The sequence below is a fragment of the Anaerosalibacter bizertensis genome, assembly GCF_009696605.1.
Classification (GTDB): domain Bacteria; phylum Bacillota; class Clostridia; order Tissierellales; family Sporanaerobacteraceae; genus Anaerosalibacter; species Anaerosalibacter bizertensis.
The window spans coordinates 53,012-74,587 of sequence record NZ_VULR01000006.1; the positions used below are offsets into that span (position 1 = coordinate 53,012).

At 29.2% G+C, this 21,576-nt stretch carries 19 protein-coding genes; 17 read left to right on the top strand and 2 right to left on the bottom strand.

The window, feature by feature from the left end; translation table 11 throughout:
- Window positions 1-107 precede the first annotated feature (107 nt).
- The 6 genes from ftsH (at window position 108) to FYJ27_RS12900 (ending at window position 5,197) form a co-directional block, all read left to right on the top strand.
- The gene (gene ftsH, locus FYJ27_RS05650) at window positions 108-1,937 is read left to right on the top strand and encodes an ATP-dependent zinc metalloprotease FtsH (RefSeq protein ID WP_154483884.1); all 1,830 of its coding nucleotides are present in this window, start codon (window positions 108-110) and stop codon (window positions 1,935-1,937) included.
- Between the two features lie 150 nt (window positions 1,938-2,087).
- Window positions 2,088-2,756, top strand: a complete 669-nt coding sequence (locus tag FYJ27_RS05655; protein WP_154483885.1) for a rhomboid family intramembrane serine protease — start codon at window positions 2,088-2,090, stop codon at window positions 2,754-2,756.
- 279 nt (window positions 2,757-3,035) lie between these two features.
- Window positions 3,036-3,527: a DUF6512 family protein gene (locus FYJ27_RS05665; RefSeq protein WP_229775488.1), complete on the top strand. Its 492-nt coding sequence runs from the start codon at window positions 3,036-3,038 to the stop codon at window positions 3,525-3,527.
- Between the two features lie 95 nt (window positions 3,528-3,622).
- Window positions 3,623-4,084, top strand: a complete 462-nt coding sequence (locus FYJ27_RS05670; RefSeq protein ID WP_195839086.1) for a spore coat protein — start codon at window positions 3,623-3,625, stop codon at window positions 4,082-4,084.
- 120 nt (window positions 4,085-4,204) lie between these two features.
- On the top strand, window positions 4,205-5,011 hold the full coding sequence (locus tag FYJ27_RS05675; protein WP_154483886.1) for an ATP-grasp domain-containing protein: 807 nt from the start codon (window positions 4,205-4,207) through the stop codon (window positions 5,009-5,011).
- 57 nt (window positions 5,012-5,068) lie between these two features.
- Window positions 5,069-5,197 carry a hypothetical protein gene (locus FYJ27_RS12900; RefSeq protein ID WP_268234897.1) on the top strand — a complete coding sequence of 43 codons (129 nt, stop codon included), beginning with the start codon at window positions 5,069-5,071 and terminating at the stop codon, window positions 5,195-5,197.
- A 97-nt stretch (window positions 5,198-5,294) separates the two neighbouring features.
- Here FYJ27_RS12900 and FYJ27_RS05680 read toward each other — a convergent pair whose 3' ends face one another.
- A complete protein-coding gene (locus tag FYJ27_RS05680; RefSeq protein WP_195839087.1) occupies window positions 5,295-6,572 on the bottom strand; it encodes a sensor histidine kinase in 1,278 nt (425 codons plus the stop codon).
- A gap of 115 nt (window positions 6,573-6,687) precedes the next feature.
- Complete coding sequence (locus tag FYJ27_RS05685; protein WP_229775492.1) at window positions 6,688-7,386, bottom strand: response regulator transcription factor; 699 nt, start codon at window positions 7,384-7,386, stop codon at window positions 6,688-6,690.
- 164 nt (window positions 7,387-7,550) lie between these two features.
- Between FYJ27_RS05685 and FYJ27_RS05690 the strand changes: the two genes are divergently transcribed.
- The 11 genes from FYJ27_RS05690 to pglX all read left to right on the top strand — a co-directional run bounded on the left by FYJ27_RS05690 (window position 7,551) and on the right by pglX (window position 21,561).
- A complete protein-coding gene (locus tag FYJ27_RS05690; RefSeq protein WP_154483963.1) occupies window positions 7,551-8,447 on the top strand; it encodes an ABC transporter ATP-binding protein in 897 nt (298 codons plus the stop codon).
- A 15-nt stretch (window positions 8,448-8,462) separates the two neighbouring features.
- Window positions 8,463-9,239 (top strand): ABC transporter permease, encoded by a 777-nt coding sequence (locus tag FYJ27_RS05695; RefSeq protein WP_154483889.1) that lies wholly within the window; start codon window positions 8,463-8,465, stop codon window positions 9,237-9,239.
- A 10-nt stretch (window positions 9,240-9,249) separates the two neighbouring features.
- The gene (locus FYJ27_RS05700; RefSeq protein WP_154483890.1) at window positions 9,250-9,999 is read left to right on the top strand and encodes an ABC transporter permease; all 750 of its coding nucleotides are present in this window, start codon (window positions 9,250-9,252) and stop codon (window positions 9,997-9,999) included.
- A 192-nt stretch (window positions 10,000-10,191) separates the two neighbouring features.
- Window positions 10,192-11,139, top strand: coding sequence for a peptidoglycan-binding protein (locus FYJ27_RS05705; RefSeq protein WP_154483891.1), 948 nt, complete (start codon window positions 10,192-10,194; stop codon window positions 11,137-11,139).
- A 353-nt stretch (window positions 11,140-11,492) separates the two neighbouring features.
- Window positions 11,493-12,158, top strand: a complete 666-nt coding sequence (locus tag FYJ27_RS05710; RefSeq protein ID WP_154483892.1) for a SatD family protein — start codon at window positions 11,493-11,495, stop codon at window positions 12,156-12,158.
- Between the two features lie 365 nt (window positions 12,159-12,523).
- Window positions 12,524-12,835: a hypothetical protein gene (locus FYJ27_RS05715; RefSeq protein WP_154483893.1), complete on the top strand. Its 312-nt coding sequence runs from the start codon at window positions 12,524-12,526 to the stop codon at window positions 12,833-12,835.
- A gap of 328 nt (window positions 12,836-13,163) precedes the next feature.
- Window positions 13,164-13,760, top strand: coding sequence for a DUF1819 family protein (locus FYJ27_RS05720; protein ID WP_154483894.1), 597 nt, complete (start codon window positions 13,164-13,166; stop codon window positions 13,758-13,760).
- A gap of 1 nt (window position 13,761) precedes the next feature.
- Window positions 13,762-14,133 (top strand): BREX protein BrxB domain-containing protein, encoded by a 372-nt coding sequence (locus tag FYJ27_RS12905; RefSeq protein ID WP_268234898.1) that lies wholly within the window; start codon window positions 13,762-13,764, stop codon window positions 14,131-14,133.
- An 11-nt stretch (window positions 14,134-14,144) separates the two neighbouring features.
- On the top strand, window positions 14,145-14,336 hold the full coding sequence (locus FYJ27_RS13090) for a DUF1788 domain-containing protein (RefSeq protein WP_412030654.1): 192 nt from the start codon (window positions 14,145-14,147) through the stop codon (window positions 14,334-14,336).
- Between the two features lie 12 nt (window positions 14,337-14,348).
- Entirely contained in the window at window positions 14,349-17,906 is a 3,558-nt protein-coding gene (gene brxC, locus FYJ27_RS05730) for a BREX system P-loop protein BrxC (protein ID WP_226808069.1), read from the top strand.
- 10 nt (window positions 17,907-17,916) lie between these two features.
- Window positions 17,917-21,561, top strand: a complete 3,645-nt coding sequence (pglX, locus tag FYJ27_RS05735; protein WP_154483895.1) for a BREX-1 system adenine-specific DNA-methyltransferase PglX — start codon at window positions 17,917-17,919, stop codon at window positions 21,559-21,561.
- Window positions 21,562-21,576: the final 15 nt, after the last annotated feature.

A 21,576-nucleotide genomic window follows, 5' to 3' on the forward strand; every position in this document is an offset into this window, starting at 1 on the left:
ACCTTAAAAAGGTGCAAGTATTTATATAAATGGTATAATTAATCTATCTAAGAATTTTATTTGTAATATTTGAACTTTAAAATAAGAACATGGAGGAAGTTAAACTTATGAAGGGGAAGAAAAGATTTGATAAAAAGAAAGGGCTCTTATACTATCTATTAATTATGTTGACGATAAATTTCATATTTAATGGATATCTTAAGCAGAAATTCATTCAAAATGTTAGTTATAGTGAGTTTGTAAAGCTTGGTGAAGAAGGAAAGATTGTTTCAGTAGAAGTAGATAATGATGAGATTATATTTGAAGTAAAATCAGAAAATAAAAAATCAGGCAAATTATACAAAGCTAATAATATGAAAGACCCAGAACTTGTAGGGAAATTAGAAGAGTGGGGAGTTGAAGAATATACAGCTAGAAGTCAGAAAGTATCCATAGCCCAATATTTGCTAACATCTTGGGTCATACCGATTATAATTATAATGATGATATGGAATTTTATATCTAGAAGTATTAGTAAACGCATGGGTGGCAATGTTATGAATTTTGGTGAAAAAGTTGGGACAATTTATGCAGAAAATGAAGCCAATATTACTTTTGATGATGTAGCAGGCCAAGATGAAGCTAAGGAATCATTAAAGGAAATTGTAGATTTTATAAAAAACCAAGAAAAGTATACAAAAATAGGTGCAAAACTTCCAAAAGGGGCACTACTTGTGGGACCACCTGGAACTGGTAAAACATTGCTAGCTAAAGCTATTGCAGGAGAAGCTAAAGTACCTTTCTTTTCTATTTCTGGTTCAGAATTCGTTCAGATGTTTGTAGGAATGGGAGCTTCAAGGGTAAGGGATTTGTTTAAACAAGCTCAGGAAAAATCCCCATGTATAGTATTCATCGATGAAATAGATGCTATAGGTAAAAAACGTGATAGTGGAGGCATAGGTGGAAATGATGAAAGGGAACAGACTTTAAATCAACTTTTAACAGAGATGGATGGTTTTGATTCCTCTAATGGAGTGGTCATTTTAGCCGCTACCAATAGACCAGAAGTATTAGATCCAGCCTTATTAAGACCAGGTAGATTTGATAGAAGAATCATCGTTGATATACCAGATCTTAATGGAAGGATAAAGATACTTGAAGTACATTCTAAGGATATAAAATTAGGACCAGATGTAAATTTAGAGGATATTGCAAAAGTTACCCCTGGAGCTGCAGGTTCAGATTTGGCTAATATAGTCAATGAAGCAGCCCTTAGGGCAGTTAGATTTGGAAGAAATGAAGTTATGCAAGAGGATTTAATGGAGTCTATTGAAACTGTAATTGCAGGAGCTGAGAAAAAGGATCGCATCATGTCTCAAAAGGAAAAAGAGGCAGTAGCATACCACGAAGCTGGCCATGCAGTAGTAGCGGCAATGCTTGAAGGTACAGATCCAGTAGCGAAAATAACCATTGTTCCAAGAACTATGGGATCTCTTGGATATACATTACAACTGCCAGAAAGAGAAAAATACCTTATATCAAAAGAAGATCTTCAAAACGAATTAAGTATTTTATTTGGAGGAAGATCGGCAGAAGAGGTAAAGTTTGATCTAGTGTCAACGGGAGCTTCTAATGATATAGAGAAGGCTACTGAAATAGCGCGTAATATGGTTACAAGATATGGTATGAGTGAAAAATTTGGAATGATGGGACTAGAAACCGCCAGTGGACAATATTTAGATGGTGGCACAAATAAAAACTATAGTGAGACAACTGGCAAAGAAATAGATGATGAGGTATTGAAATTAATAAAAAATGCCCATGAAACAGCGAAAAAGATATTAAAAGATAATATTGAACTTTTAGACTCAGTGGCAAGAAAACTTCTTGAAGTGGAAACAATCAGTGGAGAAGAATTTAATGCTATGGTAGAAGAATATAAGTCTAAAAATATATAGATAAAAGTTAAATAGGCACTCAATATTGGGTGCCTATAATAATTGTTGGGTATAATTAATTGAAAAGATTCTATATAATAAATGTTTTGGGAAAGATATATTTAATATATAATTAATATAAGAGTATAAAATGAAAGTAGGCGATATAATATGTTACCCCTTAGAGATACTATACCAAGTCGAAGGATTTCAATAGCCACATGGCTAATAATTATTATAAATGTTTTAGTATTTTTCCATCAAATAACATTACCAGATGAGGAAGCTTTAAATATGATATATGAATATGCCTTTATACCATCAAGATTTGTTAGAGGAATATTCAACCCTAAATCCTATATACCACTATTTACGAGTATGTTCATGCACGGAAGTTTTTTACATCTCATTAGTAATATGTGGTCATTGTGGTTATTTGGAGATAATGTAGAAGACAATATGGGACCTTTTAGATTCATTCTTTTTTATATACTAACTGGTTTAATAGCGGGATTTGCCCATTTTATATCCAGTCCAATGTCTAATATACCAACAGTAGGAGCCTCTGGAGCTATTGCTGGAATAATGGGAGCCTATTTTATGATGTTTCCTCACTCTAGAATTGTAACCTTAATTCCAATCATTCCATTTTTCATACGTGTACCAGCCCCTATTTTTCTATTTATATGGTTTGTAGCTCAACTTCGTTCAGGAATAATGTCAGGAATTCACGGCAATGCCATAGGTGGAGTAGCATGGTGGGCCCATATTTTTGGATTTTTAGGAGGAGTATTTTTATATAAGAAATTCATAAAAAATAGATATAGAAGACCATATTAAAGTTAATAAAAGACTTATTAGATCAACATAAAATTCCATATATTATAAAAGATCGTGAAAGTGGTGACTATATGAAAATATATAGTGGCTTTTCAATATATGGAACTGATATTTTAGTAGAAAAATCACTATTAAAAAAGCAAAGGATATTCTTGATGAGTTTACTTCTAAATAATAGTTTGTAAATAGGAGATAATTAAATATATACAGTACATATTTAATTATCTAGAAGAGGAGTGGACTACAGTATATGTATATAAAAGATAAGAAAATATTTAAATGGGAAGTAGCAGGGGTTTTTGGATAATAATAGTAGGTTCTCTTTTACATTTTGTATATGAGTGGTCAAACAACTCTCCAATAGTAGGAATATTTTCTCCAATAAATGAAAGTGTGTGGGAACATTTAAAACTAGGTTACTGGTCTACTATATTATTTATGCTTATTGAGTATTGGTTTCTTCGAAGATATGTAAGTGGATTTTTTCTTGGAAAAGCACTAGGGATTATTACATTAGAATTGACAATACTTATTATTTTCTATAGTTATACAGCTATAACAAAAGAACCTATATTATGGATAGATATAGGTTCATACATAGTTGGAGCTATACTTTGCCAATTAGTAAGTTATAGAATATTTAAAAAGCCTATTTCAGAAAAAAGTGAAAAACTAGGTCTTGCTATACTTATTATCTTTGGAATCATACTGGGACTTTTCACTTTCTATCCTCCTGATTTGCCAATATTCAAAGATCCTACTAAGTCATGATTAGATAGGTAAGCTCATATAAAAGGAGTCAAAGTAATGAATAAAAAAATTTTATCTGCAAACCCTAAATATGGAAACTAATTGGAGGTGGTATTTTGCAGATAAACCTATCACAAAAGGAAAGAATGCTCTTAGAAGATGGAAAGAAGCAAGAAGAACTATGTGTGAAAAAATATCAAGGATATGCAAATCAAGTTCAAGATGTGCAACTTAAAAATCTACTTATGGAAATAGCCCAAGAAGAACAACATCACCATGACATGATTGACCAAATGTTACAAGGAATGGAACCCAATATGTCCCATAGTGGAATGACAGCAACTCCGCAAAATGATAATACATTTCAAGAAACAAGTGGTAACACAAATGACCAGTTATTGTTAGAAGATTTATTGGCTACTGAAAAATACGTATCTGGTTTCTATGATACAACAGTATTTGAAGCAGCAAATCCTAAAGTTCGTCAAGCTATTCAGCATATACAAAAAGATGAACAAGGTCATGGAGAAAAACTATTTAATTATATGAATAGCCATGGAATGTACGATGTAAAATAAAGTGCACCCCTATTTTATTTCAGGATAAAATAGGGGTGTTTTTTATGTAAAAAAGTATTGCAAAACAGTTTTTCTGGTAGTAAAATTATTTTGTTATTCTTTATAAGGTGGTGGAAAATCATGTTAATTACTTTCAATCCCTTTAGAACAATAGGGATACCAAATGTAACCTATATTAAACCAGAAAATATGTTTAAAGAAATAGATAAGATAAAAAATGCAGAGTATATATTGTTTCCAGAATATTGGCAGGTAAATTCCTTAGTTTATGGACTTAAAAAGAAGATATTTCCCAACATTAGCACTTACCAATTAGGCCATAATAAGATTGAAACTACTAGGGCACTATGGGCCACTTTTCCCAAAAATACACCTTATACTCAAATACTAAGTAGAGACCATGTAGATATTGAAACAATTGAAGAAGAATTTGGCTATCCACTAGTAGCAAAGGAAATAAAAAATTCCATGGGAAGAGGGGTCTTCCTCATAAAAAATAGACAGGAATTAGAAGAATATATAGATAAAAATTCTATCCTATATATACAAGAAAAACTTCCTATAGATAGGGATTTAAGAATAGTATATGTAGGAAATAAGGTCATAGGAGCATATTGGCGAATAGCTAAGGAAGGAGAATTTCATAACAATATTGCAAAAGGTGCTAGTTATGATTATGATAATATTCCTTTAGAAGCTATAGAACTGGTAAAAACAGTGGCAACCACATTAGATATAAATCATGCTGGATTTGATATAGCAGTAGTAGATAACAACTTTTATATATTAGAGTACAATGTAATGTTTGGAAATGAAGGATTAAGAAATATGGGAATTAAAGTAGAAGAATATATTTATGAATATATATCAAAAGATTTTAACAATCCAAACAATCCTAATACTCCTAAGTATTTTAAAGTATCATAGTAAGATCCCTCCTATTTTTCTGTATAAGAAGTAGATAGAAAAATAGGAGGGGTTTTTATGCCTAAATTATTCGATATACATCCGTTAGTATTAGACAAAGATATAGCAACTGCATTGGGCCTAAATGAAGCAATAATACTTCAGCAAGTACACTATTGGCTGGAGATAAATAAAAGGTATAAATAAGCAAACTTCTTCACTATTGAACATGCAGTAAATAAATTTAAAGGTGTGCATATACAACTCAATAAATGAAATGGCAGTGGATATAGACTCGGATATTTCAATATTCATATAAGGGCAAAGTTATTCTAGTATTGAATCCACGATTTTCAATGCTATTAAATTTAAGGGAGCCTTGGTGTAGTTCAATAATTTGTTTCACAATCAGTAAACCTAATCCATGGGATTTTTCTTTCTTATTATTTTCTTTAATATGTTCTGATAAAGGAGAATTCAGAAAGATTAATTGGCTTTCTGATGCACCAATGCCATTGTCAGAAATATCAATATTAATATTTCTAGTGTCCATAGTAATTTCTATCTGAATTTGGCAGCCCTTTGGATTATGTTTCATAGAATTTAAAATAAGATTTCGAAAAGCTCGTTCCAACAGTTTTATATCCCCATGTACCATAGTAGAGGAAGGAATGGTGTCAGAAATAAAATTGAAGTCATATAGTTCATTGTATATTTCATGATTCATATAATCCACAATAATTTCCCTCAGGATTTTCACAATAGAAATCTTTTTTCTTTCCATAGGTACTAGATTATATTCTAATCTAGATGTTAAGTTTAAATTGCTAACCAAGCTTTGAATTTGAGCGCTATTACTTTGAATTAGCTCCAGTTCCTTTTTTTCTATTTCATTAAGATTTTTGCTTTGCGAAAGATGATCAGCATAGCCTATAATGAGGGACAACGGTGTTCTTATATCGTGGCTAATTCCAGTAATCCAGTTAGCTCTCATAGAATCTCTTTCTAGTAACTGTTTTGATGTTTCATTAACAGCTATTTTAATATCCAATAAATCTCCTTTTTCTTCTAATTGAATTTTTTCTCCATTTGAAATCTTACATATAGCATTAGTAATAGGATTTATAGATTTTAATAATTTTCTTTTTGATACCATATAGATGATGAAAACAATTATTAAATTAAGGAATAAATAATATATAATAGTTCGAGGTAAATTTCGTAAAAACAATAGAGGAAAGGCATTAGATGGAATTTTGGCATAACTGTCTTTAGGATAACCTAGTACCAAAAGGCCTTTATTATTATTTATATAAGTGAAAACAGGATAATCCTTTAGATAATATCGTGAAAATAAAGCTATATCCTTTCTAGAATATTTTGTAGGAATTTCTTTTGGTAAGTCTTTACTCCATACAACTGTGCCTGTTTCATCATCAATGACCATAGCCCATATGTTATTTTCTTCTAAGGTTATAAGGCTTTTTTCATCTATAACTATAGATGGGCCACTTTGATTGATTTGGCTAGTCAATTGATCATTTAAAATATTTGGATCAATTATAGAGCTATCAAGTTTCATAGTTCTATATCCCCAGCAAATGAGTATTATAAAATTTATAATTAACAAAATAAGCAAAGAAAAAGAAAAAGCAAGTAGATTTTTACGAATAAATCTCATTGTAGATTGCATAGTTTTATCTCCCTTCCAAAATTAACTTATATCCTAAACCTTTAATGGTAATTAAGGATTCAGGAGAAGAAGGGTTTTTTTCTATTTTCTCTCGAATCCTCCTAATATGCGCCATTAAGGAGTTTTCATATCCATAATAAGAATCACCCCAAACAGCTTGGCATAATCCATCAATAGTAACAATACGGTTTGCATTTTGATATAAGGTTTGCAAAATAGAAAATTCTTTTGCAGTAAGATTAAAAACCTCATTATCCCTTATAACCTCTGCTGTTTCAAATCGAATTTGAGCATATTTTAATACCACTATCTCTGACTCATCCTTGTAAGTCCTTCGTAGAATAGCTTGTAAACGAAGAGTCAAATCTTTAGGGAGGAAAGGTTTTGTAAGGTAATCATCTGCTCCCAATGAAAACCCATGGTATTGATCATCCATAGCATCTTTTGCTGATAAAAAGAGAACAGGAATATCAGATAGTTTCCTAATTGTACTCAAGAATTGAAAACCATCACCATCAGGTAGCATAATATCTAAAATAATTACATCAGGTTTAAAATCATAGAATCTATTTAAAGCTTCACTCATTGTTTTTGCTTTTGCTATATTGGTATAACCCTCTTCTTGTAGAATAGTCTCAAGTAAATCCAACAATGCTTCTTCATCATCTACTAGAAGGATATTTTTAGTTTTAAGATAATCCATATTATTCAACAATACCACCTCTTTAATGGAATTATACCATAAGATTATTTTATAAAAATAAATTATTTATGGATTTAAGGTAAATGTAAGGATGATATAAGGATGGTGTAAGGATTCATTGATATGCTTTATTCAAACAGTTAGAAGGAGGCAAAAAATTGACTATGATAAAAATTGAAAAACTTATAAAGAAATATGGTAAACAAACAGTTGTAAATATTGATTCCTTACAGGTAAAAGAAGGAGAAATATATGGATTTCTTGGACCAAATGGTGCAGGGAAGTCTACAACTATGAAGATGATCTTATCCCTTGTTACACCTACTAATGGTAGGATCCAAATTATGGGCAGAGAAATGAATGACAATACGAGAGTAGACCTTTTACAACAAATAGGTTCATTGATTGAAGGTCCTTCATACTATTCTCATCTAACAGGAATGGATAATATGAAGATCATACAAGCATTAAAGGATGTACCTAAGAAAAATATAGAGAAGGCTATTCAAATTGTAGGTCTTGAGAATCATATGAATAAAAAAGTAAAAAACTATTCTTTGGGAATGAAGCAGAGGCTGGGAGTAGCCATGGCTATTTCTAGTTTTCCAAAACTTCTCATATTAGATGAACCAACTAATGGACTTGATCCTGCAGGAATGGAAGAAATGAGAGAACTGATAAAGACCCTTCCTAAAGAATATGGTATTACCATTATGATATCCAGTCATATTTTAGATGAAGTGGAGAAGATGGTAACTAGTATTGGCATCATCAATAAAGGCCATATGATTTTTGAAGGAAGCTTGGCTGAGTTTAAAAGGAATAGTCATCCAAGTATTTGTTTTAAAACATCCAATCCACAAAAGACCTTCAGGCTTTTACAAGAAAAAAATCCTGAATTTAAGGAAGAAGGAATACTGTTGACAGATTTATCAGATGGTGAAATTGCCTATTGTGCAAAGAAAATTATTGATGGTGGCTTAGATTTATATAGAATGGAAGAAAAGACAAAATCTTTAGAAGAGCTTTTTATACAATTAACAGGCAAGAAAAACTTATAAAAAGAGGTGAATATTATGGCAAATAAAATGAAGAAAATTTTAGTAGAGAATAAAAAACACCAACGCTTATATTTACCAATTATATTCCTTTTATTTTTATTTATAGATATGGGAGTAGTCCTTATGACAGCTTTAAATTCAAACTTTCAAAACACAATAAATCAGCCTGGAAGTTATCCATGGTTACAGTTAATAAATAGTTATTTAATGGCAAAAGTAATCTTTACACCAACTTTACTTGCAGTTGTCATAAGTAGGGTAGTTGATATAGAAAACATTGGAGATATGTGGAAAACATTAAAAACTTCTGGTTGGAGTATGGAGGAAATATTTAATATAAAATTTTTAGTTATTTTCTTTAAATATATTATATTTCAAATTCTAGAAGGGGTCTTACTTGTATTCATAGGAAGAAAAATTGGGATTACAATACCTATTCCTTTAGGTAGGCTTATTATGACTTTACTTTCAATTATAGCTATAAGTTTTGCTATTATGGCTATCCATTATTTTTTAGCTATGCGTTATGAAAATCAACTTATTGGATTAGCCCTTGGTGTTTGTGGTTCCTTATCTGGAATTATAGGAACATTTTTGCCCCTTAGTATTAGTAGATTTATTCCATATTCTTATTATGCCCATCTTATATCTACAGAATTTATTCAGATTGGCAAAGAACAATGGGCACTAAAGTTAGTACCTTTACGATTATATCCTCTATTAGTTTCCATACTACTTGGTAACTTTGTGTTTTTCTTGAGTCGTAGGAAACTAAAGAGACTAGATTTTTAGGAGGTATCAGATGAAAAATTTAATTAAAACTGAATTTATAAAATTAAAAAAAGCAAATGTATGGACTTCAGTAGCCGTTATACCAATGATCTCTATTTTATTTGGCAGCGGAAATTATTATATGAATAGAGAAATATTGCAAAATCAGTGGTATTCTTTATGGACCCAAGTAAGCTTATTTTATGGTTTCTTTTTTTATGCTATTATCCTTGCAATTACAGCTTCTTATAGTTGGAGAATGGAACATAAGGATAATAATTGGAATAGAATTTTAGCTTTACCCTATACCTATTCACAGCTTATTATTTCAAAGTTCATATCTATATCTATAGTTTCACTATTTATCCAATCAATATTTGTAGTGTTTTATTATATAACTGGAAAGTTTATATTCCAATTTCAAACGGGATTCCCTTATGAAGTTTTCCTTTGGGCAGGGATTAGCTGGATTATATCTATTGCTATTTGTACTATGCAATCCTTTATATCTATGAAGATAAAATATTTTTCCATTCCTGTAGGTATTGCTTTATTCCTATGTTTTGTTGGGATTGGATTTTATATTTTCAATGAAATAGGATTAGGAGAAAATCTAGCATATTTTTCCCCAAACTCATTATTAATTGTTGGAATGTCTTCCAATAAATCAGAGATACTTAAAGCATCAGAATATATAAAGATGATAGTATCAACAATATTGTTCACCATATTTTTTACCTTATTATCAATTAGAAGTATAAAAAAGATGAGAAAATGCTAGAGAGATTATAGTTGATTTTTTAGGAAATCCATGTAGGAACGCGAATATATAAAATAACCATATGCTATATATTAATAATATAGTATTAATATCTCATTTAAAAAAGTGTATTATATCTTGTTCAAACAATAGTAAGATCTTTCCATATTTTCTATATAAGAAGTAGATAGTAAAATAGAGGAGGTATAGATATTGGGTCATATAATTGACATTTCACATTATCAAAATCCAGAAAAAATTGATTACGCTACTTTAGCAGAGCAGTTAGATTTTGCAATAATAAGGACACAGTATGGAAGCAAAACCATTGATAAACATTATAAAACACATCACAGAGAATTAAGAAAAAGAGGAATACCTACTGCCGCCTATGCCTGGGTTAGAGGGATAGATATGGATGACATGAGGGTTGAAGCAACAGATTTCTATAATAGAACAAAAGATATCAATCCCACATTCTGGTTTTTAGATGTAGAAGAGAGAAGCATGGACAATATGAGAATTGGGGTATCAGCATATGTAAATGAACTGAGAAGATTAGGAGCAGAAAAAATAGGAATATATGTAGCACATCATCGATATAAAGACTTTAATCTAAATCTAGAGGAAGTAGAAGCAGTATGGCTACCTCACTATGGTAGGAATATAGGCAAAGTAGATAGTACACCAGATTTTCCTTGTGATCTCCATCAATATACATCAAAAGGACGACTAGATGGATATGATGGAAACTTGGATTTAAATAGATTGGTGGGAAATAGAAGACTTGAATTTTTTACAGGTAAAACTATAAATAAGGATACAAACAAGGTCTGGAGAAATTATATTAATGGTGAAATAGTAAAAGAATTGCAGCATGAGCTAAATAAGCAATTTAATAGAGGGCTTAAAGTAGACGGTTGGTTTGGACAAAAGACCATAGATGCACTTGTAAATGTAAGAAGAAATGCAAGAGGTAACCTAACAAAGATTATACAGAAAAGATTAAGAGCAAAAGGTTATAATATAGGCAAAGCTGGCGTAGATGGTATCTTTGGTAAAGATACAGAAAATGCAGTAAAAAGTTTCCAAAAAGACAATGGCCTAAAAGTAGATGGAATTGTAGGAAGGAACACTTGGAAAGAGTTGTTTAGGAAGTAGGATATGTTTTGTTTGACTTTAAAAATAGAAGGAGTTATAAAAAATACCTCCAAGCAGATTATCTAATTTTAATTAATTAGACTGTCTACTTTGGAGGTATCATATCATTAAGGTTGATTTTTCAATATACCAAAAATAGTATATCGGATTTATTATAATAAAATAAGGTTCAAAAGAATACATAGGAAAGGGGATTTTTTTCATAAGAAATTTGGAGAGATTGACTTAGACTGTTTGATAAGGAAAATAAAAGTTGCAGTTATATGTGCAACTTTTGCTACTTGCATATATAACTGCAACTATATGTTAAATCTGATATAATATATACAAATAATATAGAAAGGATTAGGTTAATGGAAGACGAAAAACTAGTAGCAATTATTGGAGATATAATAAATTCAAAAAAAATAGAAAATAGATTTGAAGTTCAAGAACAACTAAAAATAATACTAAAAGAAGTGAATTGCAAATATAAAGAGCATATTATATCTAATTGGACCATAACATTAGGTGATGAATTTCAAGTGTTAATGAAATCAAATTTAAAGATTTTTGAAATATTAGATTTTATTTCTTATAAAATGAGTCCTAATGAGATTAGATATGGAATTGGATTAGGAAGTATAAAAACAAATATAAATTATGATAAAAGTATAGGCGCAGATGGACCAGCGTATTGGAATGCAAGAGAGGCTATTGAAACAGTCTATAACAATAACTATTATGGAACCAGTAAGATATTCTTTTTAAGCAAAGGTAATGATGATAAAATCATAAATAATCTATTAGCATATACTGATTGGATGAAAGAAAGCTGGACAGATAGCCAGAGAAAGATTTTACATACTCTTTTAGATAATAATAACTATAATGAAAAATTCCAACAAAAAACTTTAGCAAAACAACTAAAAATATCAGAATCAGCTATGTCAAGAAGGATAAAATCAAGTGGGATAAAGCTATATCTGTCAAGTAGAAATAACTTGGCTAAGAAAATCAAAAAAATGGGGGGGAGCTAACATAAATAATTTGACTGTTATCTTGTACATCTTTTACTTTATCTAGAATATTATCTATATATTGATACTGAATCAAAAAGCATATATTATATCTAATAGTTAGTTCTATTATTCTATCTATAATAAATATAAAATATACAAAAATTATTATCTTGTATTTTATAATCCATATAATTTTAGATTTATTAATGAATGGGATAAAAAAGAAAATTAATAATAAAGAAACCCATCAGAGTATTATGTTTTATATATCATACCAAATTTTTCATATTATCATTATATATGTTTTGGGTGAATTATTTTCAGGGGAAAATTTAAACTTTGCATTAAATATTTCAGATACCTTTTTAAAGTGGATATTATTATTGGTTATAATTATAAAGCCAGTAAATGTAAGTTTTAAAATATTGTTTCAAAATTATGCTCCTATAGAATCCAATAATGGAAAAGATACTATAGATGGTGCTGGGGCAATAATCGGAAATCTAGAACGATTATTAATAAGTATTTTTTTATATTATAATCAGTTTGGAGCAATAGGTTTGGTTTTTACAGCTAAATCAGTAGCAAGATTTAATAGAATTTCAAACGACCCATCTTTTGCAGAATATTATTTGATAGGCTCACTTTATAGTATGATTTCAGTTTTAATATGTTATGCAGTTATTCTGACTTAGAACTGAAAATTCAGTTTATTTTAGGAGATGAATATGGATGCTTTCAACTATAACTTTCATAGGCATAATATTATGCATATTATATAGTTTTGGTTTATTTCTTGTAACACCTATTATTCTTATTGTGTGGGTAATTTTAAGGGTTAAAAATAAATAAGAAGAAGAGAAAAAAACGTGGGTTATTAAATTCGTATGTTTCTATAGCTATACTAATTTTGGTATAGCTATTTTGCTATAATTAAATGGCAATAAAACTTTTCAAAATTAAATAAGTAGGATATAATATACATACCAAAACTGGCCATAAAAAGAGGTGTTATAAAAGCATATGCAAAAGTATAGTTCGACTTTAAAATCTATATCCTACTTATATCCTGAAATGAAAAAGGCTTCAATGCTGGTTTTAGGAGGATATGATTTAGAAGAAATAAGAGAAAAGGCTATTAAAGATAATATTTTTATGATGAATTCAGAGAGCCGAAAAAAACAAATTACTTCAAATATAATAAAAAGGTTAGAAATATTAGATGATTATTTAATACAAAAAATTGCCTATGGAGATTTAGATACGAGTAAGCAAATTGTTTTCTATTCTATCTTAAAAACAGATAGATTATTTTTTGAATTTATTCAGGAAGTTTATAAAGAAAAGATTAATCTAAAGAACAATATTATTACAGACAAGGATTTCAACCTTTTTTTTCATATCAAAAAGGAGCAGAGTGAGCAAATCAATTCTTGGACAGAGCAAACTATTAAAAAATTAATTCAGATATATAAATACATATTAGTAGAATCCAACTTAGCTGAGAGAAGAAAAAAAGATATATATGTAACGAGACCTTTAATGGATATTGAACTAGTAGATTATCTAAAAAATAAAGGGGACACAATTTATGTAGAAAGCATGCTGGGAGAGATATAGAATGGGAAATATTTATGAAAGATTGGACAAAATACTTCCAACAATAAAGGAAAAAGAATTTCAGGAAAAGAGAGGTCTTGGAAATGAAGTAGGTTTCCATATTTTTGACTATGAACCTAAATATGAACTTTTAGTTAGAGAATACATAGAGGATTTAAAAGAAAAGATTAATAAAAAAAGTTCAGATATTTATATTAGAGAATTTGATTTATACGAAATAATTATAAAAATAATTGAAGATAAAGGCTATTTGGAAAAACTATTTAAAATGGAAAAGGAAAAGGGAACTGATAAATTAGTTAAACCTATTAAATCCACTTTAAGATTTACCCAGAAGAATGACTTAATTGTTGATTATTTTAAAAAAATGTAAAAGAAGAAGATATTGTTTTTATTACTGGAGTAGGGAAGGTATGGCCTGCAATTAGAGCTCATACAATACTCAATAATCTTCAACCTGTAGTAAAAGTGCCAGTAGTTATGTTTTTTCCAGGGAAATATAGTGGATTAGAACTTCATCTATTTAATAAAATTAAAGATGAAAATTATTATAGAGCATTTAGACTTATTGAATAAGGGGGTAATACTGTGATTATAAATGAACTATTCAAAAAAGATATTGGTAGGGAAATAGATGGTGTAATAACTATAGGCCATGAAGCTGATAGAAATATAGAAATGGAATTGGAAGAGTATGTAGTAACCAAAGAATTACATAGATATTTTGGAGAGTTTTTTAAAGCGTACAATAAAAGTATAGATAATTATACATCTAATATGGGAGTTTGGATTTCAGGATTCTTCGGAAGTGGTAAATCTCATTTCTTAAAAATTTTATCCTATTTATTAAAAAATGAGGAAGTTGAAGGAAAGAAAGCTATAGAGTACTTTCAAGGCAAAATAAAAGACCCAGACATATTTGAGGATATGGAAAAGGCATGTAATATGAAAAATGATGTTATGTTATTTAATATAGAGTCAAAATCAGATTCAGATTCAAAATCTAATAAGGATTCTATAGTAAAAGTTTTCAATAAAGTTTTTAATGAAATGCAAGGTTTTTCAGGTATTCTTCCATGGCTTGCAGATCTTGAAAGGCAAATGGTTAAGGATGGTACATATGAAAATTTTAAAAAGAGATTTGAAGAAATAAGCGGAGATACTTGGGAAGATAAAAGGGATGACTTCTATTTTGAAGAAGATAGTATAGTAAGGGCTTTAGCAGATACAACTAAAATGAGCGAAGAGGCAGCTAGAAACTGGTATCACAAAGCTGAAGAAAACTATTCATTGAGTGTAGAGGATTTTGCGAAAAAGGTAAATGAATATATAGAATCTCAAGGTGAGGATCACCATGTAGTATTTCTAGTCGATGAAGTAGGCCAATATATTGGTGATGATATAGGACTTATGTTAAATCTTCAAACTGTTGTAGAAGATTTGGGAACATATTGTGGTGGAAAGGCTTGGGTTGTAGTGACTTCTCAACAAGATATAGATTCTATAACAAGGGTCAAAGGAAATGACTTTTCAAAGATACAAGGAAGATTTAAAACTAGAATTAGTCTTTCCAGTGCCAATGTAGATGAAGTCATTCAAAAAAGGCTTTTAGATAAAAAAGAATCAACTTATGAGACACTAAAATTATATTATATTGAAAAAGAATCAATACTAAAAAATTTAATTACTTTTTCAGATACAGCAGAAATGAAAAATTATGAATCTAGTGATAATTTTGCTGTAAACTACCCATTCATACCCTATCAATTTAAATTACTTCAATCAGTTTTTAATGGAATTAGGGAACATAGCTCTAGTGGAAAGCATCTATCTGAGGGAGAACGTTCTTTGCTTAGTGGATTTCAAGAATCAGCAATAAAATATTATGATAGCGAAGTAGGAGTATTGATACCTTTCTCGGCCTTTTATGATACAGTAGAGAAATTTTTGGATCATGATATAAAAGTAGTAATACTCCAAGCCTATGAAAACAATAGATTGACAGATTTTGATGTAGAAGTTTTAAAACTATTATATCTAATAAAATACATAAAAGAAGTATCGGGCAATATTGAAAATATATCTACTTTAATGGTAGACCATATAGATAAAGATAAAATTGAACTTAAGAAGGAAATAGAAAGTTCACTTAAAAAATTATTAGGAGAAACCCTTATACAAAAAAATGGCAATGAATATGTATTCCTTACAAATGAAGAACAAGATGTAAATAAGGAAATTAAAAATATAGATATAAATATAGATAATGTTGTAAATAAAGTAGGGGAATTAATATTTACTGGAATATATACTGATACGAAATATAGATACAGTAAAGAATACTATTTTGATTTCAATAAATCTATAGATGATAAATTTATATCTACTCAAAAATATAATATTGGTGTAAAAGTAATTAGCCCTTATTATGATATAGGGGTAGAGCTTTCAGACCAGGAACTTAGAATGCTTTCTTCTAGAGAGAACAATGTAATAATTAAACTTCCTCAAACTTCTCCAATAATAGAAGAAATGGGAGAGATTTTAAGAATAGAAACCTATATTAGGAAAAAAAGAGGTACTCAAATAAGTTCCATTGTAGAAGAAATTTTGATAAGAAAAGCTAGAGAAGTAGGTGGAAGAAGAGAAAGATTAAATACTCTAATTAATAATGGATTAAGGGAAGCAGAAATATATGTAAATGGGGATAGACTAGATGTAAAATCTAAAAATCCTGTTGAAAGAATAAATGAAGGTCTAAGAATATTAATAGAGAATAAATACAATAAACTAGGCTATATCCAAGAATTTACAGAAAGTATCGATGATTTAAGAAAAATAATATCTGAAGATGATAGCCAAATGTCCATAATAGATAATACACCAAATAGATTGGCAGTAGAAGAAGTCAATAAACATATTGAAAAGAAATCAAGGATGTACAAGGTCATTACAATGAGATCTATATTAGATCATTTTTCAGATCCTCCTTATGGGTGGAAAGACTTGGATATACAAGCTATAATCCTTAGGCTTTTTAAAGACCAAGAAGTTAAATTCCAAATTGGTAGCGAATATATAAATATAAAAGATGAAAATTTAGTTGATTATGTAAATAAACAAAAATATCAAGAAAGACTAGTTATTCAGGAAAGGGAAAAGATATCAAAGAAATATATTGTCAATGCAAGAAATTTATCCAATGCATTGTTTAACCGTTCATATTTGCCTGAAGATGAAGATGGAATAATGGACATACTTAAAGACTTAATGACAAACGAATTAAATGTAATAAATGACCTATTAAATGATTATAAAAGACAAAGTAGATACCCAGGAAAAGAAGTGATTTTAAATGGAAAAGAAGCTTTTGAAGAATTATTAGCTTTAGAAGATGCCAGTGATTTTTTTAAAAAACTATATGAATTGAAAGATGAGTTATTAGACTATGAAGACTTAGTCTTTGATGTTAAAACATTTTTCAAAAATCAAAAAGAATATTTTGACAAAGCTCTAGACCATTTAGATATCTATGAAAAGAATAAATCTTATATTCTAGATGAGGAAACACTAGATATAGTGAAAAGTATGGAAAAAATAATAAAATCAAAAGAACCTTATAACAGTATAGCGAAATTGAATAGTTTAACAGACAAATTTGCTATAAAATTTGCTGAAATACTGGAAAAAGAATGTGAACCGGTGAAAAAAATTATAGAAGATGATAGGGATATTGTATTAAAAGAAATAGAAATCTATCCTTTTAAAGATAAATTCTATAGTTCATTTAAAGCTAATTTTGAAGATATGTTAGATAGAATAGAAACGGTAAATAGTATTCCAGAAGCAATAGCTATGAAAGAAGAGTCCAATAGATATAAAGAAAGAGCCTTTAAAGAAATAGAAGAAGAAAAAAGGATATTGAAAAGGAAACGTGAAAAAGAAGTTGAACCAGAATCAATTAAAACTTGTGAGCCTAAAAAATATGACTATGAAATAAAAGAAACAGAGATTATAAAACTATCAAAATATGTAGGTGGAACACGAACTATTAAAAACAACGAAGAACTAGAGGAACTTTTAAAGGAAATAGAAAGAGATTTAAAAAGACAATTAGATAACAATAAAATCATAAGGCTGATTTAGGGGTGACAATATGAATAAGCAAGCTATAAAAGATTTTTCTAAAAGAGCTAGGAAAAAACTTATTGAAGATGTAGAGCAAAGAGCATATAAATTAGGAATAGATAAAGACAAAATACTTGATATAGAATCCTTTGAAGGTGGATTTAAGATAAAAGGTAGGGAAAGTGGAATATTTACAGAAAAAGAAAAAAAGCATAGGGATAATCTAATAAAAGAAATAGATAAAAAAGGCTATGAGCAAGTAATGGAAGAAGTAGCTTATATTTGGTTTAATAGATTTATAGCACTACGTTTCATGGAGGTAAATAACTATCTACCTTCTGGGATCAGGGTATTGTCTTCAGAAGAAAAAGGAAAAACAGATCCAGATATATTAACTGAAATGTCATTGCTAGATTTAGATATTGATTGGAATAAAATAGAGAATATAGAAAATAGCAATAGGGATTCAAACCAAAAGGCAGAGGAAATATATAAACATTTATTAATAAAACAGTGCAATCAATTAGGGAGCATCATGCCTACAGTTTTTGAAGAGATATCAGACTATACAGAGCTCTTAATTCCAGACAATTTGTTGTTTGGAGAGAATTCAATTGTTAAAGATTTAGTAGAAAGTATAGAAGAATATGATTGGAAAATAAAGTTGAACGAAGAAGAAAGTGAATTAGAAGATGAAAAAGGAGAACATGGTATAGAAATAATAGGATGGCTATACCAGTACTATATTTTAGAAAAGAAAGATGAAGTATTCGCAGGATTGAAGAAAAATATAAAGATATCAAAGGAAAACATACCAGCAGCTACTCAACTTTTCACACCTAAGTGGATAGTTAAGTACATGGTAGAAAACTCCTTGGGTAGACTATGGATAGAATCACATCCAGATGATGAGCTAAAGTCAAAATGGAAATATTATCTAGAAGAAGCAGAACAAGATGAAAAAGTTAAGGAAGAATTAGAAAAACTTAAAAATCCAGACCTAATACCAGAAGATATAAAAATATTAGATCCAGCCATGGGAAGTGGCCATATATTAGTTTATGCCTTCGATGTACTATATGATATATACCTAAGCCAAGGATATTCAGAAAGACAAATTCCTAGGCTAATACTTGAAAACAATCTCTATGGATTAGATATAGATGATAGAGCAGGACAATTAGCAGTATTTGCCCTAATGATGAAAGCAAGGAGTAAAAATAGGAGAATATTTAGAAGAAAACTAGATTTAAACCTAGTTTCCATACAAGAAAGTAATGATATATCAAAGGAAACTATAAACTACTTTGCAGGAGAAGATGAAGAATTAAAGAAAGATGTAGAATACTTAATAGAAGTCTTTGAAGATGCAAAAGAATATGGCTCCATACTAGAAGTAAAACCAGTTGACTTTGACAAAATAGAAGAAAGATTAGAAGAAATAGAAGAAGAACAAGCTAAAATGTATGAGCAGGGCTATAGAAATATAATATTAGAAAAACTACCACCCCTCATAAAACAAGGTAAGATAATGAGTAGTAAATATGATGTAGTATGTACCAATCCACCTTATATGGGGCAAGGTGGTATGAATGGTAAGTTGAAAAAGTATTTAGATAGAAATTATAAAAAATCAAAACAGGATTTATGTACAGTACTTATAGAAAAATGTATAGATTATACTGAAAAAAATATGTATACAGGTATGATTACTATGCACTCTTGGATGTTTATATCTAGTTTTAAAAAACTTAGAAAAAAAATGATTGAAGATATGATGATATACAATATGGTACATTTAGGAGCTAGAGCTTTTGAGGAAATAGGAGGTGAAGTTGTACAAACAACTACATTTGTAATAAGAAAGAAAAGTATTAAAAAGTATAATGGTAGTTATGTTAGATTGACTGGGTATAATGATTATGCTAGAAAAAAAGATGAATATTTGAAGAGCATTGAAAATTTTAATAATAGATATATTACAAGTTTTAATGAGTTTTTTAAAATCCCTGGCAGTCCAATTGCTTATTGGTTAAGCAATAGTTTTTTACAAATATTTAAGTTAGATACAAATATTGAATTACTTGCAGATAAATTAATAAGTGGGAATAAAACAGCGAATAATAATAAGTTTTTAAAATTTTTATGGGAAGTAGATAGTTATAAGATTGGCACTAGATGGCAATTTTATGCTAAAGGTGGAGAATTTAGAAAGTGGTATGGTAATATTGAAAATATAATAGATTGGTCTGATAATGCTATTAAGTTTTATAAAGAGAATAGAACTTCGAATATAATAGATGAAGCTTATTGGTTTAGGTCAGGTATCACTTATACAGAATTAACAACAAAGAAATTTAATGGCAGATTATTAAAAAAAGATATGTTATTTGATATGTCTGGACCAGGAATTTTGGTTAAAAATGATTTCAAGAGAAATTATCTTATGGGTTTATTGAATTCAAAAATATCGTCAATAATATTAAAAGTACTAAATTCTAGTTTTCATGTAAAATTAAATGACTTACTAAGGATACCAGTTATTTATGATGAGCGTGGAAAATATAATAATATTATTGTTAATCTAGTCCAACAAAACATCTCCATCTCCAAAACCGATTGGGATTCCTTCGAAACCTCATGGGATTTCAAAAGACATCCTATTCTAACATATAAAGGAGAGGCTACTACTATAGAAAGTGCTTTTAACAATTGGGCGGATTTTGCGGAAAAACAATTCTATCAATTGAAAGGAAATGAAGAAGAACTTAATCGAATATTTATTGAAATATATGGTCTTGAAGATGAACTAACACCTGGTGTAGATGAAAAGGATGTTACAGTTAATAAAGCTGATATAGAAAGGGATATTAAATCTTTTATTTCCTATGCTGTAGGTTGTATGTTGGGAAGATATTCTTTAGATGTAGATGGCCTTATATATGCAGGTGGAAATTGGGAAGATAAATGGAAATTTGAAGATGGAAAATGCTTGGTTAAGGATGAAGAAAATAATACATGGATAGAATCAAGTTTTTGGCCAACAATGACCAATATCATCCCTATAACGGATGATAACTATTTTGAAGATGATATTGTAGAAAGATTTGTAGAGTTTGTAAAAGTTACTTTTGGAAGTAAAAATCTAGAACAAAACTTAGATTATATAGCTGATGTATTAGGAAAAAAGGCAAGGGAAACATCTAGGGATACTATTAGAAGATACTTTTTAAAAAATTTCTATAAAGATCATGTAAAAGTTTATAAAAAGAGACCAATATATTGGTTGTTTGATAGTGGAAAACAAGATGGATTTAAAGCCTTAATATATATGCATAGATATAGTCCAGATATCATAGCAGAAGTAAGGGTCGATTATCTTCATAAATTACAGAAAAAATATGAAGGGGAAATAGAACATTTAAATATGGTTATAGATTCAGATATATCTACTAGAGAGAAAAATATGGCTAAAAAGAGAAAAGAAAAACTTATGAAACAAATAAATGAATGTAAAGAATATGACCAAGCTGTAAATCATATGGCAAATAAGAGGATAGATATAGATTTAGATGATGGAGTGAAAGTGAATCATGAAAAATTTCAAAAGGTAGAAGTACCTCGTGGAGAAGAACATAAACCTTTGAAGATTAATTTGTTGGCTAAGATATAGAAAAGTAGGTGGTAC